This window comes from Flavobacterium sp. HJJ (assembly GCF_015351475.1).
GTDB lineage: Bacteria > Bacteroidota > Bacteroidia > Flavobacteriales > Flavobacteriaceae > Flavobacterium > Flavobacterium marginilacus.
Map to the genome: position 1 here is coordinate 1 of NZ_JADKPR010000015.1, position 21,473 is coordinate 21,473.

General features: G+C 36.0%; 17 protein-coding genes. 4 read left to right on the forward strand and 13 right to left on the reverse strand.

Annotation, left to right across the window (positions count from 1 at the left end; translation table 11 throughout):
* Positions 1–365: 365 nt before the first annotated feature.
* Positions 366–2,033 (forward strand): tetratricopeptide repeat protein, encoded by a 1,668-nt coding sequence (locus tag IRZ80_RS12685; protein ID WP_194641940.1) that lies wholly within the window; start codon positions 366–368, stop codon positions 2,031–2,033.
* A gap of 173 nt (positions 2,034–2,206) precedes the next feature.
* Here IRZ80_RS12685 and tpiA read toward each other — a convergent pair whose 3' ends face one another.
* The 4 genes from tpiA to IRZ80_RS12705 all read right to left on the reverse strand — a co-directional run bounded on the left by tpiA (position 2,207) and on the right by IRZ80_RS12705 (position 5,409).
* Positions 2,207–2,959, reverse strand: a complete 753-nt coding sequence (gene tpiA, locus IRZ80_RS12690; RefSeq protein WP_194641941.1) for a triose-phosphate isomerase — start codon at positions 2,957–2,959, stop codon at positions 2,207–2,209.
* A gap of 47 nt (positions 2,960–3,006) precedes the next feature.
* Positions 3,007–3,510 carry a TlpA family protein disulfide reductase gene (locus IRZ80_RS12695; protein WP_194641942.1) on the reverse strand — a complete coding sequence of 168 codons (504 nt, stop codon included), beginning with the start codon at positions 3,508–3,510 and terminating at the stop codon, positions 3,007–3,009.
* Between the two features lie 215 nt (positions 3,511–3,725).
* Complete coding sequence (locus tag IRZ80_RS12700) at positions 3,726–4,826, reverse strand: BT_3928 family protein (protein WP_194641943.1); 1,101 nt, start codon at positions 4,824–4,826, stop codon at positions 3,726–3,728.
* A gap of 46 nt (positions 4,827–4,872) precedes the next feature.
* Positions 4,873–5,409 (reverse strand): DUF1599 domain-containing protein, encoded by a 537-nt coding sequence (locus IRZ80_RS12705; protein WP_194641944.1) that lies wholly within the window; start codon positions 5,407–5,409, stop codon positions 4,873–4,875.
* Between the two features lie 170 nt (positions 5,410–5,579).
* Here IRZ80_RS12705 and folP point away from each other — a divergent pair, with 170 nt between their 5' ends.
* Together folP and IRZ80_RS12715 are read left to right on the forward strand one after the other, a co-directional pair.
* The gene (gene folP / locus IRZ80_RS12710; protein ID WP_228520903.1) at positions 5,580–6,395 is read left to right on the forward strand and encodes a dihydropteroate synthase; all 816 of its coding nucleotides are present in this window, start codon (positions 5,580–5,582) and stop codon (positions 6,393–6,395) included.
* 2 nt (positions 6,396–6,397) lie between these two features.
* Positions 6,398–7,018, forward strand: coding sequence for a hypothetical protein (locus IRZ80_RS12715; protein WP_228520904.1), 621 nt, complete (start codon positions 6,398–6,400; stop codon positions 7,016–7,018).
* Between the two features lie 76 nt (positions 7,019–7,094).
* Here the strand turns inward: IRZ80_RS12715 and IRZ80_RS12720 are convergent, their stop codons facing one another.
* Positions 7,095–7,562 carry a CHRD domain-containing protein gene (locus IRZ80_RS12720; RefSeq protein ID WP_194641945.1) on the reverse strand — a complete coding sequence of 156 codons (468 nt, stop codon included), beginning with the start codon at positions 7,560–7,562 and terminating at the stop codon, positions 7,095–7,097.
* A 227-nt stretch (positions 7,563–7,789) separates the two neighbouring features.
* A complete protein-coding gene (gene rlmH, locus IRZ80_RS12725; protein ID WP_194641946.1) occupies positions 7,790–8,263 on the reverse strand; it encodes a 23S rRNA (pseudouridine(1915)-N(3))-methyltransferase RlmH in 474 nt (157 codons plus the stop codon).
* 469 nt (positions 8,264–8,732) lie between these two features.
* Here rlmH and IRZ80_RS12730 point away from each other — a divergent pair, with 469 nt between their 5' ends.
* Complete coding sequence (locus IRZ80_RS12730; RefSeq protein ID WP_194641947.1) at positions 8,733–9,515, forward strand: sulfite exporter TauE/SafE family protein; 783 nt, start codon at positions 8,733–8,735, stop codon at positions 9,513–9,515.
* A 74-nt stretch (positions 9,516–9,589) separates the two neighbouring features.
* Here the strand turns inward: IRZ80_RS12730 and IRZ80_RS12735 are convergent, their stop codons facing one another.
* The 7 genes from IRZ80_RS12735 to IRZ80_RS12765 form a co-directional block, all read right to left on the reverse strand.
* Positions 9,590–10,039 carry a GNAT family N-acetyltransferase gene (locus IRZ80_RS12735; protein ID WP_194641948.1) on the reverse strand — a complete coding sequence of 150 codons (450 nt, stop codon included), beginning with the start codon at positions 10,037–10,039 and terminating at the stop codon, positions 9,590–9,592.
* Between the two features lie 243 nt (positions 10,040–10,282).
* Positions 10,283–11,185 (reverse strand): hypothetical protein, encoded by a 903-nt coding sequence (locus tag IRZ80_RS12740; RefSeq protein WP_194641949.1) that lies wholly within the window; start codon positions 11,183–11,185, stop codon positions 10,283–10,285.
* A 198-nt stretch (positions 11,186–11,383) separates the two neighbouring features.
* Positions 11,384–12,388: an XdhC family protein gene (locus IRZ80_RS12745; RefSeq protein WP_194641950.1), complete on the reverse strand. Its 1,005-nt coding sequence runs from the start codon at positions 12,386–12,388 to the stop codon at positions 11,384–11,386.
* A gap of 29 nt (positions 12,389–12,417) precedes the next feature.
* Positions 12,418–13,944: an alkaline phosphatase family protein gene (locus IRZ80_RS12750; protein ID WP_194641951.1), complete on the reverse strand. Its 1,527-nt coding sequence runs from the start codon at positions 13,942–13,944 to the stop codon at positions 12,418–12,420.
* A 42-nt stretch (positions 13,945–13,986) separates the two neighbouring features.
* A complete protein-coding gene (locus IRZ80_RS12755) occupies positions 13,987–15,036 on the reverse strand; it encodes a deoxyribonuclease II family protein (protein WP_194641952.1) in 1,050 nt (349 codons plus the stop codon).
* A gap of 107 nt (positions 15,037–15,143) precedes the next feature.
* A complete protein-coding gene (locus IRZ80_RS12760; RefSeq protein ID WP_194641953.1) occupies positions 15,144–16,574 on the reverse strand; it encodes a hypothetical protein in 1,431 nt (476 codons plus the stop codon).
* A gap of 208 nt (positions 16,575–16,782) precedes the next feature.
* Positions 16,783–21,375 carry a molybdopterin cofactor-binding domain-containing protein gene (locus IRZ80_RS12765; RefSeq protein WP_194641954.1) on the reverse strand — a complete coding sequence of 1,531 codons (4,593 nt, stop codon included), beginning with the start codon at positions 21,373–21,375 and terminating at the stop codon, positions 16,783–16,785.
* Positions 21,376–21,473: the final 98 nt, after the last annotated feature.

Genomic DNA, 21,473 nt, shown 5'->3' on the forward strand with positions numbered 1-21,473 from the left:
GCTAAAGCGGGATCCACTGAAAGTGCATAGTTTTAAACTCTATTTGAGACCAATAAATAATTTTCTTTTTCAACTCTTATATCTTTTTTGCTGTATAATCTGGAATATTATTTTGTAAATGAATTGATTGAGTTTTTTATTGATTAAAGGAAAGTGGAAATAAAACTTTTTTAGCAGAAATTATACTTTTTTTGAATGATATAAAATATGATTTTTATCATGTTTTTTAAAATATAAATCATTGAATTACAGTTAATTAACTCTTTAAAATTGATGTTTTTATTTTGATTTTTTTTATCTTTGTAATACTGTTTTAGGAAAGTTTTAAACAGTGTTATTCTAATAATCAAATTAATAAATCTATTATGAAAAAAGTTTTTATTTATACCGCAGCACTACTGTTTTTTGTTGTATTTGGGCATGCACAGGATATAAAACAAGTAAAGGAGGCTATCGATGCAGAACAATATGAAAAGGCAAAAAATATTTTAGAAACCCTTACGGCAGCTAAACCCTCAGATGGTTATGCAAAATTTCTTTTGGGGAATGTTTATCTGTTAATAGGTGATCAGGAAACGGCCAAAAAACATTTTGATGCTGGAATTGCATATTCATCCAAAGGAAATTTCAATTATATTGGATTGGGTAATATCGCATTGGATAAAGGTGATAATGCCGAAGCTGAAAAGTATTTTGCATTAGCAGTTAAAAATACCGGCAAAAGAGATTTAGAAGAAAAAGTATTTATTGGTAAAGCCTATACTTTTTCTGATCATCCGGATTATAAAAAAGCGATTGAGATTTTAAGTAAGTCAAGAGAAATTGATCCTGCTAATACTGCTGTTTTATTAGCCTTGGGAGATGCTTATAAAATCGATAAAAAGCAAAATGAAGCTTACGAATGTTATCGTGAGGCTTTTCGATTGGATAATACTTTGCTGAGAGCAAAAATGGGATTGGGTACATTAATCAAAAATGCCCATAATTTTCCAATTGCTTTAACCTCTTTTGATGAAGTAATTGCTATGAATCCAAATTACGGTCCAGTTTATCGCGAGCTTGCCGAGACACAATATCTTTGGGCGTTAAACGATGCTAGGAAATATGAAGAGCATATCTCAAAAGGTTTGGCATTTTATGAAAAATATATGTCTTTAACGGACTACTCTTTGGATTCCCGTATGCGTCATGCTGATTTTTTAATTCTTGCAACCGATTATAAATCACTTGAAAAAGAAGCGAATGAAATGAGTAAATTGGATAATGTAAATCCAAGAATATATCGTTATTTAGGCTATTCTGCTTACTATAATAATAATTTTGATACGGCTATAAGTTCTTTATTGTCTTTTGTTTCAAATGCTTCAAACCGTGTTATCGGCAGAGATTATTTTTATATTGGCGCTGCAAAATTAAGTAAAGGATTGAATGAGGTTCCAGTTGATAATACATTAATCAGCGATGGAATTTCAGATTTTAAAAAATCATTTGAAATGAGCCCGGCTGTAGCAGCAGAACTTCCCGATCAGGCCAAAAAACTATATGAGAAAAAATTATACGCTGATGCGGCATCTGTTTATGAAATCGCGATTGGCAACACGGAAACAAAATCCTATTTAATGGATAATTTCTTTTTTGCATCATCAGTTTATTGGTCTTATTATAATGCTGAGAATTTAACTGCACAGCAAACCGATCTGCTGAAAAAGGCAGATGCTTCTTTGGATATCATTATTCAGTCTTCACCATCAACTCAGGATGCTTATCTTTTTAAAGCCAGAATACAGGTCTTACTTAAAAACGATGTTCTTGTGGCAAAAAACTACGAAGATTTTATAGCTGCTGCTAAAAAGAAAAGCGTTGAAGAGTTGAGTTCCAAAGGAATGAAATCTAAATTAATAGAAGCTTATAATAATTTGGGAGTTATTTATGCTGCGAATGATAAAGTAAAAGCAAAAGATACTTTCAATAAAACATTAGGAATTGATCCAGCCAATCAATATGCAGCAGATCAATTAAAATCGTTACAATAGAGGTTGTTTATTTGATTATTGAAAAGCCAGCGGTATTCCTGCCGCTGGTTTTATGTTCTAAAATTTTAAAAAAATATATAGAACATAAAAAAAGGAGCTGTTTCAAATTGAATTGAACAGCTCCTTTTGTATTTGAATAATTGAACTTTTAGAAGTTAAATTATTTAAGGATTTTAGATTGATGTTACAATAGAAATAAAATCTTTTGCATTAAGTGCAGCACCGCCAATAAGTCCTCCGTCTACGTCTGGTTTAGAGAAGATTTCTTTGGCATTATCTGGTTTTACGCTTCCTCCGTAAAGGATCGTTAAGTCTTCGGCGATATCGCTTCCAAAAGCTTTACGAACAGTTTCTCTGATGAATTCGTGCATTTCCTGTGCTTGCTCAGGTGAAGCAGTTTCTCCGGTTCCAATAGCCCAAACTGGCTCATAAGCCAAAACGATTTTTTCCCAGTCTTTTGCTTCAATGTGGAATAAGCCGTCTTTTAATTGGTTTTCAACAATGTTGAAATGATTTCCAGACTGACGGTCTTTTAATTCTTCACCGAAACAGAAAATTACTGTCAAATCATGTTTCAATGCTGTATTTACTTTGCTAGCGATAATAGCATCAGTTTCATTAAAAATAGCTCTGCGCTCTGAGTGGCCTAAAATTACGTTGCTTACACCAACGCTTTTAATCATATCAGCAGATATTTCACCTGTAAAAGCACCGCTTTCTGCTTGGTGTAAATTTTGTGCAGCAACTGCTATATTTGAATGTGTTAAGTTTTCTACGGCTGAAGCCAAGTTTATAAATGTTGGAGCAACAATTACCTGTGCAGCAGTTTCAGCTGGAATTTGAGTTAGTAACTCGTTTAATAATTCTTTTGTTTGTGCAGCATTTTTATGCATTTTCCAGTTTCCTGCAACAATCTTCTTTCTCATTTTTGTAGTATTTATAGTTTTGTGTAATTAATATATGCTGCAGTTTTTTATTGCAGTTTTTTTAGTGTTTCATCAATTTGTGCAAAATCGGTTTCTATAGCACGGTATACAGCGATTTTTCCTTTTTTATCTATAATGATATATCTAGGAATCCAATCTAAGTCTATTGCTGTGCCAAAAGCACCTTTCATTCCGTCGTTTGCCATAAAATGCAATCCTTTTAATTCATGTTTTTCGATGCCCAGTTTCCACTTTTCAGCAGTTTTGTCCATAGAAATAAATACATACGAAACTTTTGGATTACCAGATTGAAGTTCTTTTAATTTTGGCATTGCTTTTACACAATCACCACACCAGGAAGCCCAAACTTCTATTACAGTAGTTTTTCCTTTTTGTTTTTTTAAAATATCTTGAAATTTAACCTGTTTATCATTTGAATCTAATAAGGTTTCAGAAAGTGCTTTTTCAGAGAATTCTGTTTTCTGAATTTTTTGGGCTTGAGTACAGGAGAATGTTACAAAAGAAATAATTAAAAGAGCAATTTTTTTCATTTAAATTAAGTTTTTACAAAGTTAACCAAAGAATTGTAAATTAAGTAAGCAGATTTTATAATTTTAAAATAAAAAACCTCAAAAAAGGTCACAATATCGTTATAGTTAATATTTTTTTCCTGTGCTTGATTTTAATTGATAACGGCATTTTAAAAAAAAGCCCTGCAGGAAAATAATATTTCTGCAAGGCTGATTTTTATAGTTAAAGATGAAATTTAGAAAACTAAATCATCGGTATCGTTATAATGTACTTTTTGTTTTACAGTTCCTTTTTCAAGAATTACAAAACTTGGATTAGCTCTTTCAATTGTTTTCAGCGGAATGGCATCACAGAAATAAAAATCGAAAGTGATTCCGTATTGTTTTTTGATTTCTGCAATCTTTTCCGGAGATGAAGCAGTCATACCGATCACTTTATAACCTTTTGCGGAAGCATTTTTATTAATCAGCTCCATTTTGGCAAGACCGTCAGCATTGGCAAGGGCTAGATCATAAGCAACTATCATTAGCAGTTTTGGCTCCTGAAGCAGTTCTTCTTTATAATCAGATCCGTCTTTTTCCATTGCAAAATCGTGGATAGGAGGAACGTAGCCTTCAGTAATAACTTTATCTTTTCGGTCTACAAAAGTGGCTCCAGCTGGAATATTCGATAAATCTTTTTCTGTGAATTCTTTGTCAACACCATTTACTTTGTAGATAAAAATCATTTCAACAACTGATTTTGGCGCACCTTCAGGAATTTCCATTCCTTTTTGGATGTTATTTCCAACTTTGTATGGACGAAAATCTTTTAAAGGCAAATGATTGATTACCCAATACCCCATGAATGCACAGAGTAAAACCGAAAGTACTGCTAAGCTATTTTGGATTTTATCAGAAAATAGAGGCTTTATCAATTTCATATTAATGTATAGAATCAATATAAAAAATAATAAAACAACGTCTTTTGTAAATGACTGCCAAGGTGTAAGGTGCAGTGCATCGCCAAAACAGCCACAGTCTTTGACCACATCAAAGTAAGCTGAGTAAAAGGTAAGAAAAGTAAATTTGATGATTAAAAGCAGTAAAAGCCAAATCGTCAGTTTTGATTTGAAACCAATTAGCAGCATTACGCCTAAAACTACTTCCAGAATTACAATAAACAAAGCAATTGCCAAAGAAAAAGGCACAAAAACAGGCATATTGAAAACCGGTTCGCTAAAGTATTCGGCCAGTTTGTAGGAGAAACCAACAGGGTCATTTAGTTTAATCAATCCTGAGATTATAAACAATACTCCGACAAAAATCCGGGAGAATTGGGTGATGATGTTTTTCATTTTAAGTTTGTTTTAGTTTGGGGTATTGTACAGAGATATTTTTAATCTATTTTTTCATTAAAATCAACGCAAAAACCGAATAATTAATCATATCCTGATAATTAGCATCAATTCCTTCGGATACTATTGTTTTTCCTTTATTGTCTTCGATTTGTTTTACGCGAAGCAGTTTTTGCAGAATCAGATCTGTAAGTGAACTTACGCGCATTTCACGCCAGGCTTCTCCATAATCGTGGTTTTTGTTTTCCATTAATTCTTTGGTCAAAGCTACTTTGGCATCATATAATTTTGTTGCTTTTTCGGTTTCCAAATCAGGCTGATCGACCACTCCTAATTCCAGCTGAATTAACGCCATAATCGAATAATTGATAATACCTATGAATTCTCCGCTTTCATCCTCGTCAATTTTTCGAATCTCATTTTCCTGTAAACTTCGTATTCTTTGTGCTTTGATGAAGATTTGATCAGTTAGAGAAGGAAGTCTCAAAATACGCCAGGCACTGCCGTAATCTTTCATTTTATTGATAAAAAGTGTGCGGCAAACAGTGATTACGCCATCATATTCTTGTGAAGTTTTCGTCATTATTGGTGTATATTTGTATAAAATTGCTTCAAAAATAAGAATAAATTTCGATTGAAGATTGCTGATTAACGATTTTTGACTGCAGAATGAGAAATGATTTCGGAAAATTTTTTGATTGAAATTGTCATTGATTTTTGAAATTGCTTACCAATTGTAAAAACTAATAAAGAATGAACTGTAAAGGCCGGCTTATCGATTTATCTGCTCCAAAAGTGATGGGTATTTTGAATATAACTCCAAATTCTTTTTTTGATGGAGGAAAATATAAAAATGAAGAAGAACTGCTGAAGCGAGTTGATAAAATGCTCAGTGAAGGCGCTTCATTTATTGATGTCGGTGCTTATTCGAGCAAGCCGAATGCAGAATTTGTTTCGGAAGAAGAAGAAATTTTAAGAATAATCCCTGTTGTGAATCTGCTGCAGAAACATTTTCCGGAAATTATATTGTCTATAGATACTTTTCGTGCTGGAGTAGCAAAGGTATGTATCGAGAACGGCGCTGCAATTATCAACGATATTTCGGCAGGATTGCTGGATGACAAAATGCTCGAAACCATTGCCGAATTTCAGGTTCCGTATATCATGATGCACATGAAAGGAACACCGCAGACGATGCAGACTTTTACTCAATATGAAGATATTATCAAGGAAATGCTGTTTTATTTTTCGGAACGTATTGCAGCAGCAAGGGCTTTGGGAATTAATGATTTAATTGTGGATCCTGGCTTTGGCTTTGCCAAAACATTGGAACAAAATTATGATGTGATGAAAAAAATGGAATTGTTTCAAATGCTTGAACTGCCTTTGTTAGCAGGGGTTTCCAGAAAATCTATGATTTATAAAGAGCTAGACACAAATGCCGAAATGGCTTTGAACGGCACCACTGTTTTGAATACAGTTGCTTTGATAAAAGGAGCTAAGATATTGAGAGTTCATGATGTGAAAGAAGCAATGGAATGTATAAGATTATATAGTAAATTAAGTTAAAAATGATGAAGTATATATTAGCAATAGCTGCGCTGCTATTTTTTTCCTGTGGCAATAAAGAAGATGTTCTGCTTCCAAAGGCTGATCGGACCATTGTAAAAGAAGTAGTGGATTTGTCTCCAATTTACATTTTTTTCAGAGTAAAGGATAGAGATACTTTAGCCGAAGTAAATAGAAATAACAGCATTAGTACAACAAATTGGATTTTGAATATTGACAAACGCCTGCCATTGCGACTGGTAATTCCTGAAGTAATAAAACTGCAGGCAAAAAAAAGCGGAGATGGTGCCCACAAAAATATAGCTGCCCAAAACTATTATTCGTATGCTGATTCTATTGGTAAAAATTTAGCTTTTCTGCCTTTTACGATGATACATTATAAAATGGAGAAACCATTAAAAGGCATAGTAGTTTTTTTCTCTAAAGATGGAAAGATAAAAGTAAACAATGAATTGGTTTCTAAAAATGAATTGCAAAACGTCATCAATAATTTTAATGATGGGCTGCAGAAAATAAGATATTGTTTTGATAAAAACAGCAGTTATGGGAGTTATATTCAGAATAAAATTTTTATTAGGACAATTGAGCTGAAAAATGTAATTTCTGAAGAATGTGTTTATTAATTTGATTTCTTTATTGTTTTAAATAACAAAAGTCTTTCTGTTTTGAATAGAAAGACTTTTTTTTAAAGTTTTAGAATTAATATCCTCCGCCGCCACCTCCGCCTGAAGTTCCTGCTTTGATCAGTGTGCCGCTGATTTCACCCGTTGGAAAAGCATCAGTATGCAGGTTTACATAGTAATGATTGGCCATCAGTTCTGCAATTTGGGCATCATTTATATCAAATGTCAGTTTTATTGGAGAGGCAGCAACAACTGCATCGGAGAAAGGAAAAACTATAGCGCCGTCTGCAGCGTGGATATGGCCATGCTTAGGTGTTATTCCTGTAAAAGTTACAGTAATTTCAAATGTCTTAGCTGTCTGGTTGAATTTAAGCTCAGCATTTCCTGATGCCATTGAGCCTGTACCAGATACTGGAGTTAGTGCAGCATTGAAAGTTACAATAACAGGAGTCGGAGTCGGAGTTGGGGAGTCGTCACTGCTGGAACAAGAAATTCCAGTAAAAAGCAATAGCAAAATTGCTGTAAAACCAAGTAAAGATTTCATAATTATGTATTTTTTAGGGTTAAAAAAAGGTTGAAAAAATACAATTATTAAATTTTATTAAGATTTAATAAAAATATAATAAATTTACGATTTATATTTTTAATTAAATCTCTTTTTGGTGTAAAATATTGATTATGAAACTTGTATTTTTATTAGTCAAAAAATAATGTGAATCCAAGGCTGATGCAGTATTACCATTTTGAATAAATAAGCGACAAATATGAGTTTTACTGATGATGGTAAGGCTCATTTCTCAAAATGGTAAAGCCTCTGTACAATTGTTCAATAAAAAATAAACGTACCATCTGATGAGAGAAAGTCATCAGCGAAAGCGATATTTTTCCATTTGCTTTTGCATAAACCGTATCCGAAAAACCATAAGGTCCGCCAATTACAAAAACCAGTGTTTTGATACCAGAATTCATTTTTTTCTGTAATTCGGCTGAAAAGGCTACACTGTTAAAGGTTTTTCCGTTTTCGTCAAGCAAAATAAGCTGATCTGTCGGAGTTATTTTGGATAAAATGAGTTCACCTTCTTTTTCTTTCTGCTGGCTTTCAGATAGATTTTTAACGTTTTTGATATCGGGAATAATCTCTAAATCAAACTTGATGTAGAAAGACAGTCTTTTGGTATAATCATCAATTAACGTCTGCAATGATTTATTGTCGGTCTTGCCTATAGCTATTAGTCTGATGTTCATATTTGATGTTTGAAAAGGCGAAGTTACAAAAAAGCAGTTTGTGTTTAGATTTATGAAAAATTCTTCTCAGTAATACTTTTGATGTTTTCTATAGTGGTTTAATTCAATTTTAAAGCTGCATTTTGCGCTTTCAGAACTTCTTATTACCGAAAACCAGTTCTAATTCGTAAGAAAAATATTTATTTTTAAAATAATTTTATTAATTTTTTATATAATCTAGTAAGTCCATAGGATTATTATTAAATTTATAAAAAAATGCGCGAAATGTATTTAATTTCTATGGTTTTAGTCGAATATTAAATGATTTTGGCAGCAAATTGCTTTTATATGCTATAATGCTAATTTGGAAATGATGCTTTTTTGATACTAAAGCAATGAATTTGAATGATTGAAGAGGTTATCGAGAAGCTCTGTGATGCATATAGTATTGGAGTTTTTTCTATTTTTGCCAAAAAAAAATTTCAATTTTATGGATTTTCAGATAGGTTTAATTATTGCCGGATTAGTTGTAGGTTTTATTGTGGGTATGACAGGAGTAGGGGGAGGGTCCTTGATGACACCTATTTTATTGTATTTTAACATACCGCCGTCTACAGCGGTTGGAACTGACTTATTATATGCTGCGATTACTAAATCTGGAGGAGTTTTGGTTCATAACAAAAAAAAGAATATCAATTGGACTATTACTGGCTGGCTTTCTCTTGGAAGTGTGCCTGCAGCCTTAATTACATTATGGATTTTGCACAGTCTGCATGCTGATACGACAGCTTTAAATAATATTATAAAATACAGTTTGGGATGGGCTTTGGTCTTTACTTCGGTAGCGATTTTGTTCAAAAAGAAACTTTTGGTTTTATCTCAAAAACATGCCGGAGATAAATTTCATAGCGAGAGCAGAACACAAAATTTATTGACTATTGCAATTGGTGTCTTATTGGGAGCAACTGTAACGCTGACTTCTATTGGTGCGGGAGCATTAGGAACGGTTACATTGTTTTTCTTATACCCGCTTTTGCCAACACCTCGTTTGGTTGGTACCGAAATTGCTCATGCAGTGCCTTTGACTCTTGTAGCAGGATTGGGACATGCCTCAATGGGTAATTTAGATTTGGCATTGCTTGGCCAATTATTGATGGGATCACTTCCTGGAATTTATGTTGGAAGTATGTTAAGCGGAAAAATGCCGGATTTATTGTTAAGAAATGCGATTGCAGTTATGCTGTTTTTTGTTGGATTTAAGCTGATCAGCTAGTAGTTTTTTAAGAGTTTATATATTTTTATAGAGCAGTAACATTGGACTTTTGTCTAAGGTTACTGCTCTTCATTTTATATTAGCTTTTTTAGGCAAACACTGGTTTCTACATTTTCATATTGGCCGTAATTGGGGATAATTTCGTAACCCGATCTGCGGTACAAAGCAATTGCTTTTGGATTGTTTGCTCCAGTTTCGAGAACACAGCTGGAGTAATTATTTTCACCTGCCCAAAGTTCCAGTTCTTTCAAAACAGCACTCGCAATTCCTTTACCCCGAAAATCAGGATGGACAAACATCCTTTTTATTTCGACAGTATCAGCATCAAATTCTTTGAAAGCGCCACAGCCAGCCGCTTCGTTATCCTCATAGCAGACCACGACATTTTTGATATTATCCAGTTTGTCAAACTGGGCATAAAAAGAATGGTCTTCGCCATCTAATTTTACCAGAAACTCATCAAGTAAAACGACAAGTTTTCGAAAGTCTTTGTTTTCGACTGTTGTTCTTATTGTGTTGGGCATGATTTAATAAATTATATCGCTTATTTTTTATTCTAAAATTATAATTTTATTAGCTTCATAATTTATTTTATTATTTGATTTTTCAGATTCTATTTTAGAAAAATGTAGTATCATTGATAAAGTATAAAAAAATATTCACTTTCTTTTTTTAGCCATTTTTTTTAGAAGTATTTGTTATTATTTTGATTCGGTGAATTAAAGCCTTTTATCATTCTACGATTTTTTTTCATAATATTTTCAGGTTTATTTTGCAAGACCGTGGTTTTTGTTTTGAGTGTCATTAACTTGACCAGAACTTTTCAAAATGTAATAACTACCTCTTTTTAATTTAAATAATGGGATATTATATGAAAATGTAAAAAAAAGGCGTCGTTGCTGATCTAATATTTGTCCAAATTCATATCCAACACCCGCAGCGATATTAAGACTTGAAATTGTTAGATGTGGAGCGATAACACTTGTAGTGTTTTCTCCATTAGTTGTCGAAAATAAAAGACCTCCATAAATGCTAAACGTATTTGCGAACTCTTCGTCTACGACTGTTCCACTTTCATTTCGAACAGTTGTTAGCTCTCCAAAACTAACTCCATATGATGCGCCCAGAGATGTAAAAAAATCTGCTTTGGAGTAACCATCTTTTTCTGGATCTTCGTTTCTGAAGCTATTAATACGAATAACAGGTAACGAAAAAACTGCATTTAACATTGTAACTTTATTTTTTATAGTTGAATTTTTCAATGCAAGATTATCTTCCTTAATCTGATCATTTATACTTTTTTCTTTTTGTACTTTGCCTTTGGGAGATGTTAATGTATTGTTCAACAACGAGCTTAAAAGTATAACGTCATCTTGTACCAGTAGTTTGACAACTGCTGATTTAATACCATTTTCATTTTCTGACCAAATATTTACAGATGTTCCAACCGTAAGTGTTGGAGCAAACTTTTGATTAAAGGTACTTTGATAATTGACTACTGTAGTATAATCAGCTGTATTATCCGAATTAGTATCAATTTTTACTAACGTAGTAAAGTCTGCGTTACCAATTACTTTGTCTTTCTGTAAAATAATATTAGATGGTGATACGACTTGGGAAAAATTTATTTGGCTAATAATTAGTGACCCTAAAATGTATATTTTTTTCATATCGATTATTTTATGTTTGTTATTGAGGTGAATTTTATTAGTAATTATCACAAGTTGTATATTGACGATACAAAACTTCAAAATTAATCCTTTTTATTTTTGTAAGAAATTTGTTTTATTTTTTTGTGTAAAAAAAAATATTAATATTTACAACTAATCAACAGAACTTTTATCGTTTTTTGCTCTATATTCTAATTTTTAAACCTTTTCATCAGAAAAACAAGCAAATTCTGCCTGTTTTTGGGTTCTCCAGGTGCTGGTAATCTCAGCCATTATGGACAGGGCTATTTCTTCAGGAGTTTGGCTTCCAATAGCCAAGCCGGCAGGTCCGTGAATTTTGTCAAATACCATATCATCAATTAGTATATCAGTATCAAGAATGGCGTTCAGTAATTTTTCTCTGCGATGTACAGGACCAAGAAGACCTATATACCGAACTTTTGAAGAAATTATGTTAAGTAAAAAGCGTAAATCTTTCGAGAAATTATGACTCATCACCACAACTGCGGTGTTTTCACAGAATAGATTTGGATCCAGATCTTCCGGTTTCATCGTAAAGACCGATTTTGCAGATGGAAAATCACTGCCATTTACAGCACTGTATTCAGAACCTATCACGATAACTTCCCAGCCCAAGAATGACGCCATTTGACTTAATTTTTCGGCATCGTGTTCTATTCCAAAAATACACAATCGGTTTAGGGGCTGAATTTGCTGTTTGAAAACCAGATTATTGGAATCTTTTTCGTAATTGGAATGATAAATCGTTATGTCTTTAAACTCAAAAGAAGTTCCAAAATTGGGTCTGCTTATTTCATCAGCCAGAAAAGAGCAGGACAACGAAAAAGACTGTCTTTGCTCAATAGCCTGTTCAATTAGACTTAATAGTTCATTGTCAGGCTGGAACATTTCTATTAAAATATAAATGCTTCCTTCACAGCCCAATCGAAAACGTCCGTCGTATTTAAAAACTTTCGGGCAATTCGATGAAAAAACACTGATAGATTGTCGTATAACTTCCTGTTCTACACAGCCTCCGCTTAATGCTCCTGTTATGTTTTCATATTCATCAATAAGCATCTGGGTGCCTTCTTTTCGATAAGAGGAACCTTCCACATGAACAATCTTAGCCAGAACTGTTCGTATATTCTTTTGGCTGGCTTTTTTGTAAGACTCTATTATTTTCAAAAACTCGTGCGTCATGAGCTGTGATTTAAACTTTTCGGGAATGATTAATTATTTCCGAAAAGAGCTTTATAGTTTAGCTGAATATATTCTAAAATCTCACTAGATGAAGGCTTTGGATTACCGGTCATATCTTCCAGAATATCTGCTATCAAATGGTGCAGATCGTTTACATGTAATTGCCCGGCTTTTAAATTCCACTTTAATGGTTTTACTGTCGGAATATCATCTTTGCGGGCATTTTCTAGATCTAGCAGACACGAAAAATCCGGTGCTGCTTTGTCTCTTTCGGTAAGTGAGCCTTCAAGGTTAAAACAATTTTGAACCGTTTTGATAATGGATGAATGATCAAATGGTGTATACCCATCCGGTCTTGCAATCAGTCCTTTTTTGATGTATGGATTAATGACCACACAAGGGACACGCACACCAAAGCGGTTGAAAAGAAATCCATCCTGACCCGCTCGTCCATCTTCATAAGGATTTTTGGCTCCGGTAGGAGGAGGGACGTGATCATAAGTACCGCCATGCTCATCATAAGTAATTATAAAGAGTGTACTGTCAAAAACAGGTGACGATTTTATCATATTGTATAGATCGGCAATCAATTTTTCGCCGGCACGGATATCTGTGGGCGGATGCTGATCGTTTTGTCCTTCTCCGCCATAGTTGGGTTCCAGAAAAGAATAACTCGGCAGATTTCCCTCTTTGCATTTGGTTTCAAAATCGGATAATGTTCCAAAATTGCTGTTGAATTTTGAATCATGTAACTGCGTCATGATAAGCCGTGTGAGCGAAAAATGATTGTCTCCAAATTCACCGTCAGCATCTTTAGAGTTAGCAAAATCATTGTTGCCAAAAATTCCCCAGCTAAGATCTTGTCTGCCTCCGTCGATAGCATCCTGTATCTGGTTAAAGATCGTTTTTGCATCACATTGAGCAGTCGGATTGTTATTGACATGTCCTGTTGATGTTGCAGCATGTACAAAATCACGGTTAGGAATTGTCTGGCTCGGAACAGAGCAGTGATAATGATCGCAGACAGCAAAACTTTTTGCCAGCTGGCTCAATACTGGAGTCTGTTCGGGTGTATAACATTTCATTATATCACGGGGATTGGTAGGGTCATCACCAAAACTAAAAGCGCCATACAGCATTGCATTTTGATAATTTTGGACAAAGCCCATATTAATCGCCGGCGGTGCATACTGCTGTGCTACATTGTATTTTGAAAACAATTGATGATTGGTATCTTTAAAACCTTCTCCCGGATCAGGATTTGGAAGAGTAAAATCTACAGGATTTGGAATAAATTCGCCTCTGCGTTTTTTTGGCTGACCGTTTTTCTCGACCATTACTTTTTCAATGAAAGGAATACCATCTGAATCTATATTATTAAGCGGATTCCATAAATCTTTTGTCAGTCCTTCAAACTGCTGGTTATGAGGCGGTTTTTTGTCACTGTACAGCCAGCCCAATAAGTTGTCGAAAGACCGGTTTTCCAGCATAAGCACCACAATATGCTTAATTGTATTTTGTAGTTTCTCTTTGTTTGGCTGCAGGTATTGGCTCATCTTACTGAATTGATTTAAGTTAGTTTTGGTAATAGTGCTGGTTCACTGTGTCGCTTTGATTAAGTTCTGCGCATCGACTCTTGAATGTCCAGGCGGCGCCACTATAAGATCTGTTTTTGATAAAGCAGCCCATAGTGTATTATCCTGAAATGCGATAGTGCCCCCTCCGCGTTTTTCCTGAGAAACCATGCGGTTGATATCGCCCACACAAACCCAGTCAGAGTCAACACTAACCGCCCATTTGGCATGATCGTGAGTTTCTGGCCAATTCCAGGGCACACCAAGCGGACTTAGGTCGATATATTTAACATCGAAAGTTTTGTGAATACCGTCACTGTCTAATGTCGGCGGAATTTTGCCTCTAATCCAGGTTTCGACATCAATATCTGTTCCAAGCGCAGGACCGACTAAATCATTCCAGAAATCTTTATTCCATTTTTGATTTTTTGCAATAACCTTGAAGTCAAATCCTCCACGGGATTGATAAGCCAACACATCTGAATCTCCTGCGGGATTAGGGTTCAGGGGCTGACTGAGGATATAAAGAGGATCATTTTTATCTAATGATTCTGGAATTTGTGGTAAATATACCTGAGGCACCTGATGGTCTGCCATTTGAGCAGCAATTTTGCCAGCTGTTTCAATATCTAAAGAAATACAGAGAAAAGTCTGCCCGTATTCTGGTGTCGGCATTGATGTCGCTTTGGCATCTGCGTATTTTGGCCAGGAATGAAGCAGCCATAAAGCCGTTTTTGTATCAGTATCAAAAGCAAGAACACCTTTGGTATGACCAAATGTACTGCTGTCTGTTCTATTGGCATCAGCAGGCATTTCGTCATTGTAAAGAATCCATCCGGTAGTTGGTGATGGGTTATCGAAGACTGCTTTTAGTGTAAGATCCAGTGCTCCTTTTCCGTCTGTAAGCAGGTTAGGAGACTGAACAACTTTTTTTATATTAGGATCATAATAAATGTATTCATAACCTGTAGCAGTAGGTTCGTCTGCGGTTTTACCCAATTTTGGAACTTTATAAGCGAACCACCAGTCAACAGGGCAGCCACTTTCATCTAATGCAGAAATTGTATTAGCCATTTAATATTTTTTAAAATTTTTAATAGTACTGTGTATAGTAAGACCGATTCAAATCTTTGATGATTTGAACCGGTATCTGACTATGAATTAATAATGCCTGCTGTGAATTATTTGTTAGGAGCTATATCACCGCGTCGGATAGGAACCTGAACAGCTTTGTACTGGGAAGCAAAACTTCCTTTTTCTGCAGCTTCTTTAGCAGTGAAGAAATTTTCCAACGCAATGGCTACCTGAAAAGAGAAATCCGTAGAATATACTGTTTGATTCATAGAAGTACCGCAGTCAATATTTTGGAACCATTTCATCCACTCATGTCCGCCTCCGCCTACTGGAGGAGCCTGCCCGCCATCTGGTGCTGCATTTGGCGGAACAAGTGAAGTAACCGCTGGGTATTGCGCCGCATTGTGGCATGACATGCAGGAAACCGTATTTAAATCTGCAGGACCGTCTAATCTTCCGTTCCATCCAAGGTGCTGTGGCGGAAGGTTTGGACCTTCGAAAATAACCGTTTCTTTAAGGTCTTTGTTAACTTCTGTTTTAATTGGCGGATATGGTGATGTTTTGTTGATTTTGTTTTGAGGATCATTACCCCAAGTCAGTCCAACTGGTACAAGATTCATCAGTTTGTTTTTCTTATTCAGTTTTCCGTTGTAACAGAAGGTTCCAAATACCCAGCCGGTTCCTTCAGGATTGGTAGGACTTCTGTCTGCTCTTGGATCACGAACAGAAATATCCATTTGTAAAAGGTGTACATCAGAAACAACTCTTGTGCTTGATTTCCAGAAATTTTCAGTGATATACGCTTTCCATGTCAATGGATTTACAAGATAATCTACGAAATCTGTTCCTTTTGGTGCATCGGTAAACAATAATTTTACGAAAACAGTTCCTGTTGGAAATCCGCCGTTATCATAACGTTTATCCAATACTTTAAGATTAGGATGCTGAGGGTCTTTCCACATTTTACCCATTGCATATGCTGCCTTATCATTAATTAAAGTAATGGCATATACAGAATAATCGCCGTCAATTCCTTTAAGTCCTGGTCCTAATTGTAGAGGTCCCAGAGGTGCTTCCTTAATAAGACCATGAAAACCTTCAGTACCTCCGTTTGGCGGATAAGCTCCTTCGCCTTCAACACTTGGATGCAGCCACGGAATATGATACCAGTCGCGGATTTTATTTTCGTAAGGATTCCAGTCTTCTGTGTTTCCTTCAAATCCATAATCACGAACCGCTTCAATATATTTTAGAGGTTCTTTTTTGAAATCGATATCTAGAAATTTAGGCATCCCTTCAGGCATTTCTGTTGGAAAGTCTGTTTTTAAGCGAAATATGGGCTGGTCAGCATATTTATCTCTGTATTCCTGTGGGCTTACCATATAGCCAAAATCAGGAAATCCATTTTCTTCATAGTTCTGTTTCTCTAGTGCGGTCAGTGCAGCAGTGTTTTTTTCAATAACTGGAGTTTCTTCTTTTTTGTGGCACGAAGCAAGAAAAATAAAACTTGCGATAATAAGAGGTTTTAATTGTTTCATTGGTAGGTAATTTGGTTAATATGTTAATGTTTGTTTCTATATAATGTTACATGACTATCCGCAAAGCATACTAAATGTTTTTTTGCCACTGATTACACAGATTCTCACAGATTTTACATGCATTTTTTAGAAATCTGTGTTAATCTTTATAATCTGTGGCCAATTTTATCGATTTGGTATTAGTCACGGATAGTCATATAATGTTATGTTATTCTCCAAGATCTTTTTCAGTGATTTCACAAGCTCTGCGTACTTCCTGGACGGTTGCAGGAGCATCTAATCGGAAAAGAGGAGATAGTTTACGGTCTTTTCTTGAGGCGCGGATAGCATCTTTTATGGCAAAGAAAACGCTGTTGGCAAGCACTAGAGGAGGTTCACCAACTTCTTTTGCCGAGAATATCTGATTAGGATCTTCAGGAATGCTTTGCACTGACTCTTCACCTCTTGGAAAAAGGAAAGTATTCATTTCTAACGGGATAGTAGTAACAGCTGGAATCTTGTAACGCCAAGTGTTTGTTGAATTTAATCTTCCTTTATTTGCTCCTTCTGTTTCTGATACTAATTTTTCAGTCAGAAGATATCCGATACCCTGAACAAAAGCTCCTTCAACCTGTCCTATATCGATGGCAGGATTCATACTCCATCCCATATCATAAATAATGTCAGAACTAATAATTTTAACTTCTCCAGTAAGAATATCAACTTCGGTAACGGAACATGCCGCTGAATAAGTGAAGCCGACAAATGAATCAACACCGCCTCCAAGCTTGGCATCTTTAACACGGTCTACGCCTGGAATATTTGGCTGATCGGCTTCGGTTTTGAATGTCATGGCCGGTATTTGAACTTCACCGCCTTTTATCTTAGTATTAAAAGAAGCAATAAGATTTACCCTTTGTGAAGCTGCTAAGTTGATAAGATGCTGCCAAATCATTAATTCATTTCCTTCACTGATTTTGATTTTTTTGGCCCAGCCTTTATTTTCTCCTGCGCCATAGTTCCAAAAATCAATGTTCTTGCTTTTGCACCAGTCTTCACCGTTTTCTTTCAGCATTTGGTAACCAAATTCCATAAGCCGGGCGCGCATTTCTTCGCAGGTTTGTTTTACAGCTTCGCAGGAATAAGGTGTTCCGGTAGAACCTCCTGTACTTGTTGGATTTGGAGTAACGCTCGTATTAACATTGTCAATAAAAATCATTTCCATCGGTATTCCCAGAACATAAGCGGCGACCTGCTGTGCTTGAGTCACTAAGCCTTGTCCGATTTCAACACCTCCCTGATGGATGACAACAGTTCCGTCGCTTGGATTTACAACCACAATAGCGGCAGATTGTTCCAATGCAAGCAGATTGTAGCCTGAGCCATATTTTACAGGTATCATTGAAATCCCTCTTTTATGCCATTTGTTTTCCTTGTTAAATTTTTGAACTTCCTGATATTTAGTTTCAAAATTGGAAACCTTTTTGGCATATGCCCATACCTGTTTCATGTAGCAATACGTAAGTGCCTGCCCGAATGGAGTAACATCACCACGGTCATAAAGATTCTTTTCACGCAGATCTTCCGGTCTCATGCCCAATGAGACAGCTGCGTCATCAATGGCATTTTCGACAATATTTTTGCCCTGTACATCGCCAAAGGCACGCATTGCTGTACTTGGAGCAGTATTGGTTCGGCACACATCGATCTGGCTTTCGAAGTTTTTGATTTTGTAAGCATTATCAGTCCGCAGCTGAATACAGTTGGATACGATAAAAGAACAGTCATAGAAAGCACCGCCGTCTCCCCACATTTTTAATTGGAATCCTTGAATAATTCCTTTATTATTTTCGTTATGCAGACCAGCATCGACGGCAATCTGATATTCACCATAATAGGCATGACGTTTTCCTATCATTGCAGTATCTTCATCGCGGGGAACTGCAAGGCGGACAGGTCTTTTAGTTGCCTTTGCTGCAACTGCTGTTGGTCCGGCAATAAAACGGGTCTGTTCCGTTTTTCCTCCAAAACCTCCACCTACCGGCGGTACTTCAACTTCGATTTGATGATGATACATTCCCAGTGCTGAAGCAACGGTGTCATGCATTCCTCCTGGACTCTGTACAGATGGCTGTACTTTCATACGATGTTCATCCATAGGCGTTACAATACAGGCCTGCGGTTCCATATAAAAATGCGCCTGCCCGCCACAAAGCTGAGAAGAGCTCACTACATTACAAGGCACGCTGTCAACAGTGACTTCCTGAGTATTTATTTTTTGATCACGAAAAAGAACTTTAGGTGCGATGGAATCATCATTTGTGGCCCAGTCAAATTGGCTTCCGGGACGGGTTATTTTCCAAATATGGGAAGCGAAAGATGCTGAAACCGGTGCATCAGGGAAAATGCTTCCTTTTTTAATAGCGTCAAATAAGTCTATAATTGGCTCACTCCATTGATCCGTCCAAGGGCTTCCAGGTTTTGAATACTGAACACATTCTGTAGATACGAAAGCTGCAATCTTAATCGCTTCCTGCTCAGTTGGAGCAAGAATCATGGCAATAGACTGACCCACATAGCTGACTAATTGTTCTGCAAAAAGCGGCTGGTCGCTTCCCATGCCCTGATAATTTCTACCACCGTTTTTTATATTTTCGGCTGTAATAATATCAGTAAAGGCTGGGAATTTATTTTTTAATACTGCCCGCAATTCGGGTATTGTAATTGTATTTTTTTTGTCTGGATTTATAAAAGAGTAATTCATTAAGGCACTTTGACTTTGTACAAATGCACCGTTTAAAGTCAAAGGCGGTACAGCTAATTCATGAGTGTAATTGGTCTGTCCAGATGTCTGGTACATTGCTGTAACTTTGATATAAGGCTGTGCTACCGGAGCTTTATAATCCTGTGTTTTGTAAGTCTGGATTCCCTCACTTACCGGCCAGCTGCCCCATTTTACTTCAGCGGTCGAAATCAGGTTTTCAGGTACGGGAGCTCCTTTTACAACCAAGGCGTTTACGATAGCTTTGTAGAAAAAAGAAACAGTTAATTGTCTGCGGTATTCCAAAGTAAAATCTTCATTTGGAACTTCTTCCATTCTTTTTTTCTGAGCATCAAGTTCTGCAGTAACTTCTTTCGCTAGTATTTTTGAAAGTTTTTCAGCATCTGCTAAGCTCAGTTTTTTATCCTTCATTGCCTTTTCAGTTTCAGCGGCTCTCCAAGGATAAGGTGCAATTCCGCCAAATGCCAGAATAGCTGATTTTACCATGCAGTCATCATTAATGCTAAAATTAATAGCTGAATTCACGATACTATGAGCATTCACTTCTCGAAGTGCTACTTTTTGAGCAAGCACGACATCATTTGTATCTTTCAATGGAATTGTATAGGAAACAAGTACAATTTCATCGGCTAATTTTGGATCTTTTATGACTGCTTCAACAAGTGCTTCGGCAGTTTTTGTATGTTCTTTGAAACTGCCATTTTTATCCAACAACAAATAGCTGATTTTTGTTTCTACAGCAAACAGAGCAGTAAAGAGATCTGACGGAAATGGTTCTCCGGTATGAATTGGAATGTGCTTAAGCACCAGCATTGTGTTACCGCCGATTGTTGCTGCATTACGGACAATACGCCCAGCAGTACGGCGGGCCATATAGTCTAATGATTCTAAAATAGATATATCAGATATAGCTGTTTTTCTATTAATCTGTTTTAGCTTATCAATGCCTTTAGAAAGAATTTCAATTAATTCACTGTAAGTAATGCTGGCAGCTATTTTGAGATAGTCATCTGTTAATTCATAGTCAGTATTCAGTTCTGGTATAAATCGGATATTAGCATATAAAGTAGTATCCAAATACTCGTTTTTATAAATTCCATACGAGGTGTTAGCATGTACGAGTCTTACATTTTTCTTGTTTTTGAAGATATCTGCAAGCTCTGACAATGATTTTGGAGTCAGCCAGCGGTCTGTAGAAACTCCTGACGCCGGCTGCTGTGCTGCATTAGGAAAAGGAATCTCAACATTAGCAGGAAGCTGGGCTTTTGTAACAGGATCCAGTTTACAGGGCATTCTGTTTTTTTCGTCAGCAGCACTCCAATCCGAGGCAAAGGTTTTCATGCCGGTAAGGATAGAGCGGTAACCAGTACAGCGGCATAAATTACCATCAAATGCGTCTTCAATTTCTTTTTTTGTAGCGTCTGGTTTATTAACTATAAATTCAGACATATTCATTACAAATCCTACGCTGCAGTACCCGCATTGGCTTCCGTTGTTTAAAGCTAATTGGTATGCTACTGGATTCATACCTAAATGTGACTGTTCCGAAGGATATTCCGAAACTTCGTCTATAATTTTGATCTCTGCAGAATTGACGCCATTGTGAAGACTCTGAGAGATTTTTTCCTGGACAGCAATTAGTTTTTGACCTGCTTCTTTCATTGCAGTATCCAATACTGGAGAATCGTCTTCATCAATAGGAACATTTGCCCGTGTTGAGCTGGATTTTTGCAATAAAAATTTTGGATCAGGTTTACGCGCCGCTCCAGTACCTTCAATTGTAGTAACAGAAAGCCCGCCTATCGCACATACAGGTCTAAGGCAGGAGTTTATAGCCAGATGCTTTGGTGCTTTTTCTTTATCATCCCACTCAGACACTATTACAGTACAGCCACCGCAGCCTCCCTGACCGCATGGCTTTTTAGGACCGGAAAGACTCACTTCAGGAGATCTCAGATAATCTATTAAAAGTAAATCTGGCGAAGGGTTTTCAATGGTAACCAGTTTGCCGTTTAGAAAGAAGTTAACTGAATTTTTCATAGTTAGTATTTGAGGTTTTTGCTGGTTTTTAAGATCTTTTTAGAAACTAATGAAACAGCATTCTTGTATGAATTTATTTGATATTATTTTGCTAATCA